This is a genomic window from Deltaproteobacteria bacterium (genome assembly GCA_016183235.1).
Lineage (GTDB): Bacteria > UBA10199 > UBA10199 > DSSB01 > JACPFA01 > JACPFA01.
The window spans coordinates 1-17,260 of sequence record JACPFA010000008.1; the positions used below are offsets into that span (position 1 = coordinate 1).

A 17,260-nucleotide genomic window follows, 5' to 3' on the forward strand; every position below is an offset into this window, starting at 1 on the left:
CCCCTATGCCTACATGAGGCACTTGCTGACTGAACTGCCCCGATGCCAAACCGCCGATCAAATCGAAAAACTCGTGCCCCACAAAATTGATTCCAAGATTTTAAGGTAAGGTGTAGGGTGGGTTTGGTGATCGCTTACGGGACAAAGATGGTGTGATGAATTTGATCCGCAAGGGACACATCATCGCAACGCCGACTGATACCATTAAGGATCCCTATATCCTCGATTTTCTCGGCCTGCCTGACTCTTCAAAATTCCATGAAAGAAATCTGGAAACGGCAATTATTGATAATCTGCAGTCGTTTCTTCTTGAGCTTGGAAAGGGGTTCGCTTTCATCGGGCGACAAAGGCGCCTACAATTTGATGACAACTTTTTCTACATCGATCTAGTTTTCTATAACTGCATTTTGAAATGCTATCTCTTGATCGATTTAAAAATTGGCGAATTAACCCATCAAGATGTCGGACAGATGGATAGCTATGTCAGAATGTTTGATGAGAGATACCGTACTGAAGGAGACAACCCAAGTATTGGCTTAATTCTTTGTACTAAGAAAAATGAAACGATTGCTCATTATTCGATACTGAAAGATAGCAAGCAGCTTTTTGCGTCCAAGTACATGCTCTATTTGCCCACAGAAGAGGAATTGCGTCAGGAAATCAATCGGGAGCGGAGATTGATTGAAAGCAGAAGCATTCCTCTTCCTAAAAAAGTTTTAGCAAAGAGAAACAAGAGGCGAAGCAAAAAGATAAAATAACAAACAAAATTTTATGACAGAAGAAAATGAACTTATTGAAATTATCTTATTTTTTATTCCCTCCTGCCGGATTCAGAATGACACCTTACAAATAAGTGGAAACTCAATCACTAATCGGCTAACAGCTGAAAGGATATGGAGGTTCTAACCAGTAAGCGTGCCATGGCCAAACGGGCCGGGGTGATGAGTTTTTTTACTTTCTTAAGCCGCATAACGGGGTTGGCACGAGACACGGCGATTGCCTATTTTTTGGGGGCGAGGGAAGCCGCCGATGCCTTTTATGTGGCCTTTCGTATTCCCAATCTGTTGCGGCGCTTGTTTGCCGAAGGTAATTTGACCGTTTCCTTTGTTCCCATTTTTACCGAATATCTCAAAAAATCTGAAAGCGAAGCCAAGCGGGTGAGTGACATAACCTTTACCTACTTAACTTTGTTTCTCATTTTATTAGCGGTAAGTGGAGTGGTAGGGGCGAGTTGGTTTGTTAAAGCAACGGCTTATGGTTTTAATCAAAACCCCGAAAAATTTGCCTTAACCGTTGCCCTTACTCGAATTACCTTTCCTTATATTTTAACGATCAGCCTTGCGGCCTTGTGTATGGGCATCCTCAATGCGCGCTTTCGTTTTGGGCCCAGCGCCGCCAGCCCCATTTTTATGAATTTGGGGATTATTCTCTTTGCCTTTGGTTTTCAAAAATTTTTTGATCTGCCCAGCGTGGCCATTAGTTGGGGTGTGTTGTTGGGGGGCGCCTTACAGCTATTGGTGCAAATTCCCTACCTCATTAAAGAGGGTTTTTTGTTTAAGCCTTCGTTTAATTTATTGCACCCCGGGGTTCGGCGGATTGGTAAATTAATGGTGCCAAGTATTATTGGTTCAGCGGTGTATCAAATCAATATTTTTGCCATTACTTTTATGGCCTCTTATTTACCCACCGGCAGTGTGAGTTTTCTTTGGTATGCCGACCGAATTGTAGAATTTCCGATGGGGGTTTTTGCTATTTCGTTTGCTACGGTGGCTTTGCCTTCTTTTTCTCACTTGGTGGCAGAGCAAAAGACTGATGCTTTGAAAAAAAGTTTACGCGATGCTTTAAGTCTTAATTGGTTTATCAATATTCCCGCAAGTGTAGGTATTGCGGCTATTGCCTTGCCCATTGTGGTGTTGCTCTTTCAGCGGGGTGGGTTTGACGCCGAGGCCTCTCATCAAACTGCTCGAACGGTTCAATACTTTGTGTTGGGCCTACCCTTTGTGAGTGCCAATCGTATCCTCACTGCCTTTTTTTATTCAGTACAAGAATCGCGCAAACCCGTGATTGCCGCAGTGGCGGCTATGATCGTTAATATTGCGGTGGGTTATTCACTCAAAGATACATGGTTACATTATGGTTTGGCCTTTGGGGTGGCGATGGGGTCGGTGACTAATTTCATTGGGCTTATTTGGCTATTACATCGGCAAGTAGGCGCTTTGGGTTTAGGCCAGCTAGGGTTGCCTATTTTCAAGATGAGCTTAGCTTCGGCCTTCATGTGGCTGGGTTTATGGGGCGCTGAAAATCAACTCATTCGATTTTCTTTCTCTGGGCTTTGGGGGCATTTGATCTTGGTGCTTTTACTGATGGCCCTGGGGGTATTGATTTATTTAGCCTGCGCCTTACTTTTTAAGATAGAAGAATTAACCCCCGTTTTAAGGCGCCTTAAACGCAATAACTAATAGTATTGCTTGATAGTTTTGTTGCTTCCGATTAAACGGATTATCCATGTCTGAAGAAAATCAATATTATTTACAACGCAAAGAAAAGGCCCAGCAGTTAGCAGAAAAGGGCATCAACCCTTACCCCAATGGGTTAAAGCCAAGCCATCCCTTAGGTGAATTGGTCAGGGCTTACAATGATAAAACCAAAGAAGAACTTGAACAAAGCAAAGTTCAAGTTCAAGTGGCAGGGAGGGTGTTATTGATTCGTTCTTTTGGTAAGGCGGCGTTTATCACCCTGCGGGATCGTAGTGGCGACCTGCAGTGTTATGTTCGTAAAGATCAAGTGCCCGAAACAGAATTTGAAGTCTTTAAAACCCTTGATATGGGCGACTTTGCTTATTGTGAGGGGTATTTATTTCGCACCAAAACCAATGAACTCAGTGTGCATGTCGAGCATTTTCATTTAGCCGGCAAAGGCTTAAGAAATCTTCCGGAAAAATGGCATGGGCTCACCGACATTGAGGCCCGCTATCGGCAGCGTTATGTTGATTTGATTGTCAACCCTGGTGTGAAAGATGTTTTTCGCAAGCGCGCCCAAATCATTGCCGAGATGCGCAAATTTTTTATCGAACGCGATTTTCTCGAATGTGAAACTCCCATGATGCATCCCATTCCCGGTGGGGCTAAAGCAAAACCCTTTGTGACCCATCACAATGCGTTAGGTATGGACCTCTATTTAAGAATAGCCCCCGAGCTTTATTTGAAACGCTTGGTAGTGGGTGGCTTTGAACGAGTTTTTGAGGTCAATCGCAATTTTCGGAACGAAGGCATTAGCATTCAACATAACCCTGAATTTACCATGTTAGAATTTTATCAAGCCTATGCCACTTATGAAGATTTGATGACCCTAACCGAAGACTTGTTAGAAAAGTTAGCCACAACCATTGTGGGTAGCAGCAGCGTGACTTATCAAGGCGAAGTTTTACAATTTAAAAAACCTTTTAAGCGGCTACCCCTTTATCAATCACTGCTTGAAATAGGCAAGGTGCCACCCGAAATCATGGGCTCACGCGAAAAGGCCCTGCAATTTGCCGAAGCCAAAAACATCAAGCTCACTAGCCCCAAAGAAAGCCTGCCCGTTTTGTTAACCGAAATTTTTGAAGACATCGTAGAACCCAAACTCATTCAACCCATGTTTATTACCCATTATCCAACCGAAGTGTCGCCGCTGTCCCGCCGCAATGCCCAAGATCCCGATCTCACCGATCGTTTTGAATTATTTATTTTTGGTCGTGAAATTGCCAATGGCTTTAGCGAATTAAACGACCCGGTCGATCAACGCGGGCGTTTTTTAGAACAACTTAAAGCCAAAGAAGCCGGTGATGAAGAAGCGATGGGGCTCGATGAAGATTTTATCAATGCTTTGGAATATGGCATGCCCCCCACCGCAGGCGAGGGTATTGGCATTGATCGATTGGTGATGTTATTAACCGACCAACCTTCGATTCGTGATGTGATCTTGTTTCCTCACATGAGGCATAAATAGCTCGTCATGAAAATTGAGCGCTATCTAGCTAAAAAAATCTTACTCGGTAAAAAACAATCGAAAATTCTTTCTTTCTTATCGTGGATGGCCATTTTAGGTGTGGGGGTTAGTTGTGGGGCCTTCTTTTTTATTCAAGCGGTCATGGGTGGTTTTTTTAGTGATATTCAAAAAAAAGTCATTGGGTTTAATGCCCACTTGGTGATGGAACTAAGCAGCAACGGTGCAAGCCAACCTATCTTAAACACGATTCAAAAACTTTATCCCGAGGCAAAGCTGGCCTTTTATCAAGAGGCCGAAGGGATATTGCAATCGGTTTTCAGTGAAGGTGATAGCGGGCAGGGCGTTTATATTCGTGCGATCGATTTGGCAAAGCCAGGCACTTATGCTGACATGAACCTTCGCTTTTATCGCGGTTTAAGTTGGGAAGATTTAGGCAAAACCATCGAAGGTTTGCCCACTGTGATCGTGGGCGAAGAACTTGCCAATCAAATGGGTTTGGCCCCAGAACTTTTAGAAGAAGTCGATCTTATTTATCCATTCTCCGATGTCGACCCCTCGGGGGAGGCTATTCCTTCGATTAAACAATTTCGTTTGATCGGTACTTTTCGCACCGGGTATCTCAATTATGATGGTAAATACCTCATGGTTTCTGCCCAAAACACAAAAAGTTTTTTTGAAGAAGATTTGCCTTGGCAAGTGGCCTTATGGTTTCCCAATCCCGATCAAGCGCCTGCTGCCAAGAAAAAATTGGCCCAATTACCTGAATTAAAAAATATTCAAACCTGGCAAGAAATGAACACCAAACTATTTCATGCGTTAAAATTAGAACGCTTAGCCATGCAGATTGTTTTGGTCATGATGGTGGTGTTTGCGTCTTTTAATATTGTGTCGATGCTCACCCTCATGGTGGCCGAATATTTCCCAGACATAGCAGTTTGGAAATCTTTGGGCCTGCCATCAACCAAGGCGGCAGGCGTGTTTAAACAGGTGGGGCTTTTTATTGGCATTGTTGGTTCTTGTGTGGGGCTCATTTTAGGTTGGGGAGCGGTTTTATTGGTGCAGTGGGGGCATATTCAATTGCCTCAACCTTACGACATTGAAACGCTGCCTGCGATGGTGCATCTGCCGTTGATTTTGATAACCCTTTGCCTTGGCCCGGTAGTGAGCATGTTGGCCGCCATTCTGCCCGCCCGCCAAACCGCACGTTTAAATGTCATGGATGCCCTGCGTTATGAATAAATTGAAGATTTTTTTTAATCTGCCGTTACGCAAAGGCCCCTTTCGGTTGGTGACAGCTATTGCAGTGGGTGGCGTTGCCTTAGCGGTGATGGTTTTATTGGTTACTCAGTCGGTGGTGCAGGGGGTTGAAAAATCTTTTTACAAGGCCTTGTTGGGGTTCAATGCCCATTTGGTGGTGTTTAACCCGCTGACTTGGCAATCCGATCCCGACTTGGCAGATCAAATTGCCGCCCATCTAGGTGACTCTTTACAGGCCACCACCCCTTATCTTTATTTAGAGGGGATCCTCGCTCACCAAGGCAAAAAGAAAGGCGTGAGTATTAAAGGGGTCGAGTCAAAAACTTTTCATCAGGTTTACGATGTCAATATTTTCTCTCATTTAACCCCGCCAAAACTTTCTTCCGTTCCAGCCATTTTTAATGCTACCGATGGCAGTAGGCCGGTGATCTTAGGCTCTAAGCTAGCGAGGGAGTTGGGTATTCAAGAGCCAGGGCAATCCCTTAAAATTTTTCTTCCGCAAAAAGATACAAAACTTAAATTAAATGCTTTTCGTTCTTTAACCGTCGTTGGTTTTTTTGAGTCTGGCTATTATGAATACGATGCCAATGTCGCCCTCATGCCTTTGGCCACTTTACAAAACATGGTGGGGGTTCAAGATAAAATCACCGGAATAGAAATGAAACTTCGCGATCCTATGCAAAGTATGCAGTTTGCCAAAAAATTAGAAGAAGATTTGGGTTCGTCATACCGAGTTTTGAGTTGGATGCAACTCAATGGCGAACTCTTTTCGGCCTTACGTTTAGAGAAAAAAGTGTTTTTTTTCATCATGGGGGCCTTGGTGTTGATTGCTTGCTTTAATATCTTGGGTGTGTTGGTGCTCATGATTCACGAACGCAAACGTGAAATCTCTATTTTGCGGGCGTTAGGGTTGAATATGCGGCGAGTTAAAAATATTTTTGGTTGGATTGGGGTTTATTTAGGCCTTTTCGGGTTGGTTTTTGGGTTTATTTTTGCAGGCATTGTTTTATTTTCCCTCAAACATTGGTTAGTCCTTCCGGTGAGTGCCGAAGTTTATATGGTCGATAAAATCCCGGTGGCCTTTTCCTATGCCATGGCCTTGTTGGTGGTGGGGTGGACTTTGCTGCTTGCCTATTTTGCAGGAAGGCTGGCCTTGTTTCGCCTCAAAAATTTACGGGTGGAATTTTAATTTATGACAATCCTTTATAATGTCGTTGGGCTTAGCAAATCTTTTATCAAAGAGCGCCAACCCATTGCGGTGCTAAAAGGTGTCCATTTTCAATTACAAGAACAGGAGGCACTGGTGGTGCTGGGCGCTTCTGGGGCTGGCAAATCAACCCTTTTACATTTATTAGGCACCTTAGATACCCCAACCGCAGGGCAAGTGTTTTATCGGGGGGAAGAGCTTTTTTTAAAAAATGATAAACAATTGAGTGAGTTCAGAAATAATAAAATTGGGTTTGTGTTTCAATTTCATCATCTCATTTCAATTTTAACTGCTTTAGAAAACGTGATGTTACCTTTATTAATTAGAAAATCAGATGAAGAAAATGCTCGCGCGAAAGCCTTAGAGATGCTAGCCAGGGTGGGTTTAAGTCACCGCAAGGATCATCGGCCCGGAGAACTCTCTGGGGGGGAACAGCAACGAGTAGCAATCGCAAGGGCTTTGGTCGGCTCCCCTGAAGTATTATTAGCCGATGAACCCACCGGTAATTTAGATAGTAAAACTGGCGAAGAAATTGCTCAAATCATGATAGACCTACAACGTGAATCCAATATGGCCCTTCTTTTAGTGACCCATAACGAAAAAATTGCGAACCATTTTTCTAACCATCGCGTGATGGAAGATGGAGTGTTGTTATGAGGTGGTGGTTAGCTCTGCTTACCATGTTGTTATGGCTACCTTCCGCATGGGCAGCCCCGCGCATTGTCGATATTAAAGTAGAGGGTTTAACGACCATTGAAGCCAGCCAAGTCAAAGCCGCCATGGTAAGCAAGGTAGGGGGTGCTTTTGTTCCTGAAAAAGTCAGTGAAGATATTAAGGCCATCTACAAACTTGGCTATTTTGGTGATGTGGCGATTGATAAAGTAGCTTCGGGTGGAGGCGTGGTGTTGGTGGTTCGGGTTACCGAAAAACCACCTATTTATGGGGTTAAAATTGAAGGCGCAAAAAAAATCAGTGAAAAGAAGATCCTTGAGGTTGTCACCATCCGGCCCCTGCTGCCGGTGAGCGAGGCCAAAATTATCGAATCGAAAGATAAAATCCGCGAGCTTTATGCCGAAGAGGGCTATAGCCGGGCCAGCATTCACACCGAATTGGTCGATACTGCCCAGGGGCAAATTTTAATTTTTAAAATTAGTGAAAATGAAAATGTTAAAATCAAAGGCATTCATTTCGAAGGCAATAAGGTTTTTAAAGATCGCAAATTAAAGGGCATGCTAGCGACCAAGAAAAAGAGTATTTTGTCGTTTCTTACCGGTTCGGGGAAATTAAAAGATGAGTTGCTCGAGCGCGATGTAGCTTTTGTTACCTATCATTATCTCAACAAGGGCTACATGCGAGTGCAAGTGAGCCCGCCCGATATTGAATATTCTGAAAAGAAAAAAGGGTTAGTGCTAACCTTCCACATTCAAGAGGGCGACCCCTACAAAGTAAGTGAGGTGGGTGTTGCAGGGGATATTCTTACCAGCAAAGAAGAAATGCTTCGCTATCTCAAAGTGAAGCCAGGCCAATTTTATAGTCAGCAAAAAATCGAAACCGATATGGCAAGATTTCAAGAGCTTTATGGCAACCAAGGTTATGCTTTTGCCGATATTAAGCCACTTACTCGGGTTAACGATGAAGACAAGACCGCAAGTGTTGAATATACGATCGATCGGGGTAATAAAGTTTTTGTAGAACAAATCACTATCTCAGGTAACGATATCACTCGCGACAAGGTCATTCGTCGTGAATTAAAAATCAAAGAAAATAGTCTTTATAATGAAAGTTTAGTGCGTTTATCCAAACGCAAATTGCAACAATTAGGGTATTTTGAAAATGTTGAATTTTCAACCCCCCGTGGCAGTTCAGACAATCAGCTCAATCTTAATGTGAACGTAAAAGAGCGTCCCACTGGCACCTTCAGCGTAGGCGCTGGGTTTTCTTCTATCGAAAATTTTATTTTAACCGCATCGGTTTCTAAACAAAATTTTCTAGGTTTAGGGATTAGTGGGTTTTTATCGGCCGAGCTTTCCAGCCGGCGGCAACAGTTTATTTTAAATTTTGCAACCCCCTATTTTTTAGATTCTGATTTTATGTTGTCGGTTAATGCCTTCAAAATGCTTTCAGAGTTTGATGAATTCCGTCGCGATTCTTTGGGCGGAGAAATCAATTTTGGCCGAAGGCTTTTTGATTTTACTTCTTTTTCTCTGGGGTATCGCATCGAAGATGTTTCGCTTAAAAACTTTTCAATCATTGTGCCGGAGTTATTTACACGCAATAAAGATGGTCTAACTTCAAGTGGGGTGTTTACCGTCAACCACGATACGCGCGACAATGCCTTATCTCCTACCAAAGGGGACTATGAGAGTTTTTCTCTAGAGTATGCGGGTAATGGTTTGGGTGGCGACAATGATTTTATTAGGCTGATTGGAAATGCACGTTACTATTTAAACCTGCCTTTAAAAACCGTGTTAAAAGCCAATGTAAGAGTAGGTTGGATCAAATCTCTCAACGATAACCCCATCCCTTTATTTGAAAGGTTTTTTACAGGCGGGATTAACTCACTAAGAGGTTACGAATTACGAGCCGTTGGGCCAAGAGTGCAGATCCCGGGTTCAGCCACCGGAGCTGATGAAGAATTTGTGTATGGAGGCAATAAACTCTTTGTTTTTAATTTAGAATATGAATTTCCCATTTATCCATCTGGGGGGTTCAGAGGGGTAGTTTTCTTTGATGCGGGCAATGCTTATTCAGAACATGAAGACCTAAATCCCCTCAAAGTTCGTACTAACGTGGGAGTAGGTTTCAGATGGGTGTCTCCGTTTGGGCCATTACGCTTTGAATGGGGGTTCCCTTTAAATCGTAGGCCTGGGGAAGACCGCAGCGTGTTTAATTTTACGATTGGTTCGTCTTTCTAGTGGCGATAAAACACTTGTTTTCACAGACCCTATGGTTTATAGGGGCGAGCAATTAACTTTAAAAAAAATGGAGTAAAAAAATCGTATGCGTAAAATATTTTTTGGGGTTTTATCTTTAAGCCTGGTGGTCATTTTCAACCCATTGGTGGTTAAAGCAGAAAACCTTAAGATTGGTATCGTCGATTTTCAAAGGGCCCTCAATGAAGTCAATGAAGGCAAGACTGCTAAAGCAAGGCTTAAAGCGGAGTTTGAAGAAAAACAAAGATCGTTAACGGCAAAACAAAACGAACTCAATACCCTCAAAGATAATTTACAAAAACAGGCCACGGCCCTAAGCAAAGAAGCTCTCCAACAAAAAGAAAAAGAATATCGTGATAAGTTTGTTGAATTACAAAAAACCCTTGGCCAATTCCAAAAAGAAATGGCTACCAAAGAGGGTGAAATTACCAAAAATATCATTGTTAAGCTCAAACAAGTTACCAGCGAAATAGGCAAAAACGAAAGTTTCACGATGATTTTCGAAAAATCCCAAGACACATTGGTTTATGCCCCTGCAGCTGAAGATGTAACTGGGAAAGTCATCGCTAAATTCAACGGAAGATAATAAGGCCTAATTCAAAGTGGTCGACTCCAAACTTTTAGAAATATTAGCTTGCCCAAAGTGTAAAGCGGGAATTAGAATGCATAGTAGTGGGGAAGGCCTGTACTGTGAGCCCTGTGGTTTAGTTTATCCGCTACGTGATGGTATTCCCATCATGCTAGAAGAAGAGGCAATTCCCGTGCAAAAGGGAGGCGTTGTGTCGGCCAAAAGTCGTAAGATCGTTGAATTTGATATCACCGAAGGAAGAAACAAAGGGCAGAAGCTCAAACTTCCGGTTGGCACGTGTAAGGCCATTGGGCGAAGTATTGAAGACAATACCAAAACCCAAGTCTTTAGCATGGATTTTACCACTTCTCTTGATGATTTTACTAAAAAAGTGGTCATGAATTATATTTCGCAACGGGCCAAGGGCTCAAGTGAAATAGGTGGGTTGGAAGGGGAAAAGGATCGTATTGGGGCCTTTAAACGCTTGCCCGACTTAATTTTAAATGACCCCGCCATTAGCCGTTTGCATGCCATGATTTTTCACGATGATCATGGTGCCGGCATTTTAGATTTAGTGAGCAAAAATGGCACCTTTGTGAATGGGGTTGAAGTAGAAAGTGTGAGCCTTAAACCTGGCGATGTGGTTGAAGTGGGTAGCACGAAATTCGTCGTTGGGGTTAAAGAGTAACGCTACCCTGTCATTGCGAGGCAAGCTAGCCGAAGCAATCTCTCTTATTAATTCCAAAAATTTCTTTTACTCTTTTTGAATTCCGAGTTATTTCGTACAGCTAGGAGTTCATCATGAAAAGTATGACCGGGTTTGGTACTGCTCAATTTAAGCTAGGTGCCAAAAAGGTAATCATTGAAGCCAAGAGTGTTAATCATAAATTTTGTGAAATTAATGTCCGTTTGCCAGCCCGATTCGGTGTGTTGGAAAGTAAAGTTTTTGAGTTGGCAAAAAGTTTTTTTACCCGGGGCAGAATCGATATCTTTTTTAAAGACGAAATCAATGGGGCTAAGAATCACCCAGTTCACTTGGATGTTCGGCAAATCAAGCAATACTTAACTCAACTCAAAAACTTAAAAACCCAATTAAAACTTCCCGGTGAAATCAACCTTGATGTATTGCTTGGGCTCCCCAATGTTATTGTTGCCGAAGAAGAAGCCAATGTAGAAGCACATTGGGATATTATTAAAAAAGCTTTGTTGAAGAGTTTTAAAGAGTTGGAAAAGATGCGTTTGCACGAAGGGCAAAACTTAAGCAAGGCCTATGGCAACTATTTAAACCAAATCGGGGTTAGTATAAGTGAAATTGAGACCTATATTCCTGAAAACCTTGAGCAGTATGAAAAAAAATTAAAGGAACGTTTGGCAAAATTAATTCCTTCAGAAATTGCCTTAGATCCCTCTCGTTTAGCCCAAGAAGTTGCCTTTTATGTAGACCGCAGTGATGTTGCTGAAGAATTAGTTCGATTAAAAAGTCATATTCATCATTTTAGAGGGATTTTAAAAGAAGATGCTCCGATTGGGAGAAAACTCGATTTTCTGTTACAAGAGATCAATCGTGAGGTCAACACCTTGGGTTCAAAATCAGCGAGCGCAAAGATTAGTCAAGAGACTGTTGCACTTAAACAGACCATTGAGAAGATGAGAGAACAAATTCAAAATGTCGAGTGACCGTTTATTTATCTTATCGGGCCCTTCGGGAGTTGGAAAAACAACTCTTTGCCAAGCAGTGGCCAAAAAATTACACCTTTATTATTCCATTAGCACTACCACCCGCCCCATCCGTAAAGGGGAAAAAGATGGCGAGAATTATTTTTTTGTTTCGGAAACCAAGTTTCAAAAAGCAATTAAGCGTGGGGCTTTTTTAGAACATGCCCAAGTGCATGGTTCTTATTATGGCACCCGGAAAGACTTGGTAGAACAGCATTTGCAAAAAGGGCAGGGGGTTATTTTAGATTTAGACCCTCAAGGCGCCTTGCAGATTAAAAAAATTTTCCCTTTGGCCGTACTTATTTTCATTAAACCACCTAATCTAGATAGTCTCAAAGCCAGGATCGCTTCACGCCGAACCGATAGCCCTGAAACCATTGCTAGAAGAATGGCTAACGCAACTCAAGAATTGGCCTTTGAGCAACACTACGATCACGTGATTGTGAATCATGAATTAAGCGAGACGGTCCAGGTAGTTGCGGATATCATTGAATCTTACCGAAAAAATGGGTAATTTAAGTATAATGGTTGAACTCTCAGACATTCTACAGAGTATCAAGGCTTATGGCCCTGAAGCCAATATCCCCCTTATTGAACAAGCCTTCCATTTTGCTAAAAAGATGCATACTGGGCAAAAGCGGGCTTCCGGTGAGCCTTATTTTATTCATCCCTTGGAGGTGGCGGCCATCTTGGTTCAGATGAAGATGGATGTTCCTACCATCATTGCGGGGCTCTTGCATGATACGGTAGAAGACACTTCTACCAGTCTTGATGAAATTCGCAAAAACTTTGGCCATGATGTGGCTTATTTAGTGGATGGGGTTACCAAGATTAGCAAAATTCAATTTACTTCTTCGCAAGAAAAACAGGCCGAAAATTTTCGTAAGATGATTTTGGCCATGGCCACCGATATTCGGGTCATCATTATTAAACTGGCCGATCGGTTAAATAATATGCGCACCCTAGATCACCTCGAAGAAGATCGCCGTGTAAAAATTGCCGAAGAAACAATGGAAATTTATGCGCCGCTGGCCAATCGCTTGGGGATTCAATGGATGAAAGTTGAATTGGAAGAACTGAGTTTCAAATATCTCAAGCCCGATATTTATCAGATGATAGAATCAAAGGTCTCTGATTTAAGAGTCAATAAAGAAAGCTATGTTGAAAAAATTCGCAGCATTGTGAGTGAGAAGTTAAATGAGTTTGGTGTTCCTCACGATATTTATGGCCGCATCAAACATAATTTTAGCATTTATCGTAAAATGGAATCACAAAATATTTCCTTTGATCAGGTGCATGATTTGCTGGCCTTTAGGGTGATCGTGAATTCCATTAAGCAATGTTATGAGGTGTTGGGCGTTATTCATGAATTATGGAAGCCGGTGCCGGGGCGATTTAAAGATTACATTGCGATGCCCAAGGTCAATGGTTACCGTTCACTTCACACGACGTTGGTATGTTTAGATGGCGAGCGAGCCGAGTTTCAAATCCGCACCCGAGAAATGCATGAAATTGCAGAAAAGGGGATTGCTGCCCATTGGAAGTACAAAGAAGGCGGTAATATCCATGAAGACGACACCAAAAAATTCCAATGGTTGCGTGAACTCTTAGATTTAGAAAAAGGGATTTTAGACCCCAGCGAGTTTTTAGATACCGTTAAATTAGATTTATTTGCCACCGATGTTTATGTGTTTACCCCGCAGGGTGATTTAAAAGAATTACCCTATGGGTCTACCCCGATCGATTTTGCTTATAGTATTCATAGCGAGTTGGGCAACACCTGTGCAGGGGCAAGGGTCAATGAAACGTTGGTTCCGCTCGATTATCAACTTAAAAGTGGAGATACGATCGAAATTGTTTCGAACAAAAAACAAAAACCCAATAAAGATTGGTTGAAATTTGTTCGTACTTCCAGGGCTAAGGCGAGGATTCGGCTTTTCATTAAACATGAACAACGGGATCGCAGCGTCAACATTGGAAAAGAACTTTTAGAAAAAGAATTTTCAAAATTTCATGAAGTGCCCACCAAATTTTTAAAGGGGGCCACTTTAAAATTAGTGCTGAATAAATTTGAGCTGGAAGATTTAGAGCACCTTTATTGCCAGTTAGGTTATGGCAAGTTAAGACCCTTTGATGTTGTTTCAGTGGTGTTGCCGCCCGAACAATTATTGCAACCGACCAAGGAAAAAGAAACCATCCTTGGAAAAATTTTCAGAAAGATTCAAAAACAACATCGCACTGCCGTAAAAGTAGGTGGCTACAATGACATTTTAATCACCTTGGGTAAATGTTGTTGCCCGCTACCCGGAGAACCCATCATTGGCTTTATTACCCGCGGGCGTGGGGTTACCGTTCATTATCATCAATGTCAAAAGGTGTTAGACAGTGACCCGGAGCGGCGAGTCGATGTAGAATGGGATAACGATGCAGCGATTAATCATAAGGCAAAGATTAAAGTTGTTTCGGAGGATCGCCCTGGAGTTTTGGCCTCGATGACTAAAACTATTTCTAACAGTGGGATAAATATTTCGCAGGCTAGTATTCGAACCAGTGGGGATGCCAAGGCCATTAATATTTTTCATTTGGAGATTAACGACCTCCAACAGTTACAGCATGTCATGCGTTCGCTCGAAAAAATGAAGGGCGTTATTTCCGTCGAGCGAATCAGATCCTAAAATAGTGCGCTAAATACTTTTGCTAAACAGCCTTAAAAAACCGGAAACTCAGTGCCTATTCTACGTTTCCATGCTATTTGGTCCGTTACGTTAGTGGTGTTGGGGGGGTGGAATTCCGAAAACATATTCATAAAGGGAGTCGATGATTCTGCATTCATATTGTTGTACATCCTTTGGCTTAGATAAATTTTCCATGCCCGTGAGTGAATGAGTATGTGGATAAAGGCCGATGCGTACTTCGCAAAATGCATCTTCCTGAACTGTTCCCTGTTGAGTGAGAGTAGGAAAAGGAAATTTATTAGCAGTCCAACTGCAATACATCAGGCACCCCTCTATTCCTTGTGCATCTGGCGGAAGTGGAACATCTGGTGGAGGTGGAATAATCATGCCATAGTGTTTAAACTCATCTGGAAATGGAATATAAAGGCTAGCACTTGAAGGACCTGTAGCTGCTTGAGGATATTTTCCAACTCCACATGCTGGTTGCTGACTAAGATAAGCAGCTGTTCCTTCACACTTATCCGTATATGATTTCACAAAAATGTCATATTCGTCTTGTGGGGGTAATGGTTGAGGCTGCTCTGTTTCTGGTTCCGTTTCTGGTTCGGGCTTGTCACACCCGCTGGCGCAGCCAATGCCTAATGTAGCAGCGCACCAAAGAATGCCTAGGATAGTAGAGTCGGCCATATTATCACCCCTTTGAGTTCATCCCATCCTAAATTTTACCCTCATCCCTCTTATCGAGATTAAAGTTAGTAAGTTGTTCTGGATAATCTTTCGAATGTAGGAAAATGAATACTTTTAGTATACAGCTGTACCCTGCGTAAATTAATTTTTTGTATTAAATTCAATCAGGATTAGACGGCTTATGAAAGGCGGTGTCAGGCGGCTTTTTGGATTTTGCCGGAGCGTAGGCAGCGGGTACAAACAGTAACTCGTTGCACTTGCCCTTTAACCAGGGCACGAACCTTTTTAAGGTTGGGTAAATTACGGGTTTTTAGCCGGTTATTGGCGTGGCTGACCGTATTTTGAGGCAGAAGATGAAGACGACCTACGCAAAATTGGCTTTTCCAAAGATGGCAAGTTTCAACATCCGCAGATTATGCTCGGATTGTTGGTTGGGAAAGGTGGGTATCCCATTGGTTATGATATTTATGAAGGCAATACCTTTGAGGGCCATACGCTGCTCCCAATTCTTGAAAAGATTGAAAAGAAATACCATTTTAAACCCCCAACGGTCATTGCTGACGCTGCACTGCTATCCAAACAAAATCTCGAGAATCTGAGCAATGCCAAATACCGATTTATTATTGGTGCACGGATCAAAAATGAAACAGACACCATAAAGGCCAAGATTTTAAAACAAAGCAAGGGGATGCAAGATGGTGATCATTTCGTTGTAAAAAAACAGGATGAAACCCGGTTGATTGTGACCCATTCCATTTCTCGAGCAAAAAAAGACGCCCATAATCGTGATCGGGGTCTAAAAAAATTAAGAGAACAAATCCGTTTTGGCAAATTGACCAAGCAACACATCAATAGCCGTGGTTACAATAAATTCCTCAAACTTACCGGTAAGGTTGAGGTGGCAGTCGATGAAGCCAAAGTGACCGCTGATTCCCAATGGGATGGGCTCAAAGGTTACATTACCAACACACGACTTTCTCCCAAATCCATCGTTGAGAACTATCGGGAACTTTGGCAAATAGAAAAAGCGTTTCGAATTTCCAAAACTGATTTGCGCATTCGTCCTATATTTCACTACCGAAAACGACGTATAGAAGCCCACATCTGCATTTCTTTTGTCGCTTATACCATTCTCAAAGAACTTGAACGCCTTTTGATTAAACACGAAGCTGGGTTAAGCCTGAAACGGGCTGCTGACATTACTCAAACAATGTATGAACTCGAATGTTTATTGCCAGGCGAGATGCTACCCTCAAAACACTTGCTTAAAATGGACCCTCAACAACAACTTCTTCATGATATTATCAAACCATAAATGGGTGCTGCATCGAGAAAGTCAGGAGTGCCTATTCTACGTTTCCATGCTATTTTGTTCGTTACGTTAGTGGTGTTGGGGGAGTGGAATTCCGAAAACATATTCATAAAGGGAGTCGATGATTTTGCATTCATGTTGTTGTGTGCCTACTGGCGTAGATAAATTTTTAATGCCTGCGGGTATAGTTTCTTTATATGGATTAACTTCGATCCGTACTTCGCAAAATGCATTTTTCTGAAATGTTCCCTGTTCATTGATAGTAGGAGAAGGATATTTATTAGCAGTCCAACTGCAATCTATCAGGCACCCCCCTGTTGCTTCCGGCCCACCATCTGGTAGGGGTGGAATATGAAAGCTAGAGTTTTTAAACTCATCTGTGGATGGAATATAAAGGCTAGCGTTTGAAGAACCTATAGCTAATTGAGGATATTTTCCAACTCCACATAGTGGTCTATGACTAAAATAAAGAGCTGTTTGTTCACACTGACTCACATACAACTTCACAAAAATGTCATATTCGTTTCGTGGAGGTAATGGTTGAGGCGGTTCTGCTTCTGGTTCGGATTCGGGCGTGTCACATCCGCTGCTGCAGCCAATACCCAATGTAGCAACGCACCAAACAATACCTAGAATAGAATCAGCCATATTATCACTCCTTGTGTGTCCATCCTAAATTTCCCCCTCATCCCTCTTATCGAGATTAAAGTTAGTAAGTTGTTCTGGATAATCTTTCGAATGTAGGAAAATGAATACTTTTAGTATACAGCTGTACCCTGCGTAAATTAATTTTTTGTATTAAATTCAATCAGGATTAGACGGCTTTAGCCGGTTGTTGGCATGGCTGACCGTATTTCCAACTCGGGTGCGTTTTCCACAAATATTACAGTTCCGCATAGTGGGGCAGTGGGTAACACA

At 42.4% G+C, this 17,260-nt stretch carries 17 protein-coding genes; 13 read left to right on the forward strand and 4 right to left on the reverse strand.

Annotation, left to right across the window (positions count from 1 at the left end):
• Positions 1-155: 155 nt before the first annotated feature.
• The 12 genes from HYU97_01150 (at position 156) to HYU97_01205 (ending at position 14,343) form a co-directional block, all read left to right on the forward strand.
• Positions 156-758 (forward strand): DUF1016 domain-containing protein, encoded by a 603-nt coding sequence (locus HYU97_01150; GenBank protein ID MBI2335355.1) that lies wholly within the window; start codon positions 156-158, stop codon positions 756-758.
• A gap of 135 nt (positions 759-893) precedes the next feature.
• Positions 894-2,459 (forward strand): murein biosynthesis integral membrane protein MurJ, encoded by a 1,566-nt coding sequence (gene murJ / locus HYU97_01155; GenBank protein MBI2335356.1) that lies wholly within the window; start codon positions 894-896, stop codon positions 2,457-2,459.
• Between the two features lie 46 nt (positions 2,460-2,505).
• Positions 2,506-3,987 (forward strand): lysine--tRNA ligase, encoded by a 1,482-nt coding sequence (lysS, locus tag HYU97_01160; GenBank protein ID MBI2335357.1) that lies wholly within the window; start codon positions 2,506-2,508, stop codon positions 3,985-3,987.
• A gap of 6 nt (positions 3,988-3,993) precedes the next feature.
• The gene (locus HYU97_01165; protein ID MBI2335358.1) at positions 3,994-5,226 is read left to right on the forward strand and encodes an ABC transporter permease; all 1,233 of its coding nucleotides are present in this window, start codon (positions 3,994-3,996) and stop codon (positions 5,224-5,226) included.
• The gene (locus tag HYU97_01170) at positions 5,219-6,433 is read left to right on the forward strand and encodes an ABC transporter permease (GenBank protein ID MBI2335359.1); all 1,215 of its coding nucleotides are present in this window, start codon (positions 5,219-5,221) and stop codon (positions 6,431-6,433) included. Before HYU97_01165 ends, HYU97_01170 begins: the two co-directional genes overlap by 8 nt.
• A 3-nt stretch (positions 6,434-6,436) precedes the next feature.
• Positions 6,437-7,108 carry an ABC transporter ATP-binding protein gene (locus tag HYU97_01175; protein ID MBI2335360.1) on the forward strand — a complete coding sequence of 224 codons (672 nt, stop codon included), beginning with the start codon at positions 6,437-6,439 and terminating at the stop codon, positions 7,106-7,108.
• Complete coding sequence (gene bamA, locus HYU97_01180) at positions 7,105-9,366, forward strand: outer membrane protein assembly factor BamA (protein ID MBI2335361.1); 2,262 nt, start codon at positions 7,105-7,107, stop codon at positions 9,364-9,366. Before HYU97_01175 ends, bamA begins: the two co-directional genes overlap by 4 nt.
• A gap of 85 nt (positions 9,367-9,451) precedes the next feature.
• Positions 9,452-9,970 (forward strand): OmpH family outer membrane protein, encoded by a 519-nt coding sequence (locus HYU97_01185; GenBank protein MBI2335362.1) that lies wholly within the window; start codon positions 9,452-9,454, stop codon positions 9,968-9,970.
• A 16-nt stretch (positions 9,971-9,986) separates the two neighbouring features.
• Complete coding sequence (locus tag HYU97_01190; protein ID MBI2335363.1) at positions 9,987-10,640, forward strand: FHA domain-containing protein; 654 nt, start codon at positions 9,987-9,989, stop codon at positions 10,638-10,640.
• Positions 10,641-10,753: 113 nt separating this feature from the next.
• The gene (locus tag HYU97_01195) at positions 10,754-11,629 is read left to right on the forward strand and encodes a YicC family protein (protein ID MBI2335364.1); all 876 of its coding nucleotides are present in this window, start codon (positions 10,754-10,756) and stop codon (positions 11,627-11,629) included.
• On the forward strand, positions 11,619-12,182 hold the full coding sequence (gmk, locus tag HYU97_01200; protein MBI2335365.1) for a guanylate kinase: 564 nt from the start codon (positions 11,619-11,621) through the stop codon (positions 12,180-12,182). The genes HYU97_01195 and gmk overlap by 11 nt, the downstream gene beginning before the upstream one ends.
• A 10-nt stretch (positions 12,183-12,192) precedes the next feature.
• Positions 12,193-14,343, forward strand: a complete 2,151-nt coding sequence (locus HYU97_01205; protein MBI2335366.1) for a bifunctional (p)ppGpp synthetase/guanosine-3',5'-bis(diphosphate) 3'-pyrophosphohydrolase — start codon at positions 12,193-12,195, stop codon at positions 14,341-14,343.
• 90 nt (positions 14,344-14,433) lie between these two features.
• On the opposite strand, the gene HYU97_01210 is transcribed toward HYU97_01205, so the two are convergent.
• Both HYU97_01210 and HYU97_01215 read right to left on the reverse strand, forming a co-directional pair.
• Positions 14,434-15,030: a hypothetical protein gene (locus tag HYU97_01210; GenBank protein MBI2335367.1), complete on the reverse strand. Its 597-nt coding sequence runs from the start codon at positions 15,028-15,030 to the stop codon at positions 14,434-14,436.
• Between the two features lie 194 nt (positions 15,031-15,224).
• Complete coding sequence (locus HYU97_01215) at positions 15,225-15,380, reverse strand: 50S ribosomal protein L28 (protein MBI2335368.1); 156 nt, start codon at positions 15,378-15,380, stop codon at positions 15,225-15,227.
• A 74-nt stretch (positions 15,381-15,454) separates the two neighbouring features.
• Between HYU97_01215 and HYU97_01220 the strand changes: the two genes are divergently transcribed.
• Complete coding sequence (locus HYU97_01220) at positions 15,455-16,345, forward strand: transposase (GenBank protein MBI2335369.1); 891 nt, start codon at positions 15,455-15,457, stop codon at positions 16,343-16,345.
• Between the two features lie 66 nt (positions 16,346-16,411).
• On the opposite strand, the gene HYU97_01225 is transcribed toward HYU97_01220, so the two are convergent.
• Both HYU97_01225 and HYU97_01230 read right to left on the reverse strand, forming a co-directional pair.
• On the reverse strand, positions 16,412-16,990 hold the full coding sequence (locus tag HYU97_01225; protein MBI2335370.1) for a hypothetical protein: 579 nt from the start codon (positions 16,988-16,990) through the stop codon (positions 16,412-16,414).
• 156 nt (positions 16,991-17,146) lie between these two features.
• Complete coding sequence (locus HYU97_01230; protein ID MBI2335371.1) at positions 17,147-17,239, reverse strand: hypothetical protein; 93 nt, start codon at positions 17,237-17,239, stop codon at positions 17,147-17,149.
• Between the last annotated feature and the right edge of the window lie 21 nt (positions 17,240-17,260).